This window comes from Acerihabitans sp. TG2, assembly GCF_035013185.1.
GTDB lineage: Bacteria > Pseudomonadota > Gammaproteobacteria > Enterobacterales > Enterobacteriaceae > Acerihabitans.
In genome coordinates, this window is sequence record NZ_JAYGJO010000098.1 from 1 (window position 1) to 845 (window position 845).

Below are 845 nucleotides of genomic sequence, written 5' to 3' on the forward strand. Positions count from 1 at the left end.
TTACGGTTTCGACTATAGATCCACGTTTCCCTGATGCGATAGTATGCCGTCTCAATTTGCCAGGGAGGCGTTATGACAAAATTATCGTCCCATCACGACGCGCTGTTCAAAAAGTTTCTTGGGGATATCGAAGTGGCGCGGGATTTCCTTGATATCCATTTGCCCGCCTCACTACGCCAGCGCTGCGATTTGAGCACCTTAGCCATGGAATCCAGCACCTTTATCAAAAACAATCTGCGCAGCCGCTACTCTGATATGTTGTACTCGGTGCAGACCACGGGTGGGCCAGGCTACATTTATACGGTCATAGAGCACCAATCTCGACCTGAAAAAAAGATGCCCTTCCGTATGCTGGGTTATTGCCTTGAGGCCATGCAGCAACATCTCGACCAGGGGCATAAGCAGTTGCCGGTGGTGATACCGCTGCTGTTTTACCATGGCCGCACCTCACCTTATCCTTATACTACTTATTGGCTGGATTGCTTTGCCGACCCTGAACTGGCAAAATCGGTTTACACTCAGGCGTTCCCGCTGATTGATCTCACCACCCTGCCGGATGATGAAATCATGACCCATCGGCGAGTGGCGGTTCTGGAGCTGATTCAAAAGCACATCCGAACCCGTGACATGCTGGAGTTAAGCAACGATATCGCCCGGCTGATAAGCCAATGGGCGCTGCCACATGCACAGTTTCGCAGCTTGATGTTTTATATCGCGGAGTGTGGAACCACCTCGAATGCAGAACAATTTCTGCATAATATTGACCAGAATACCACTGATTATAGAGAGGATGTTATGACGATAGCTGAGCAACTACGGCAGCAGGGCATGCAAAAGGGGATACA

Annotated in this window: 1 protein-coding gene; it reads left to right on the forward strand. The window is 50.1% G+C overall.

The window, feature by feature from the left end; all coding sequences use genetic code 11:
- Nucleotides 1-72: 72 nt before the first annotated feature.
- On the forward strand, nucleotides 73-845 hold a 773-nt coding region (locus tag SJI19_RS24695; protein WP_323480876.1), incomplete at its 3' end, for an Rpn family recombination-promoting nuclease/putative transposase.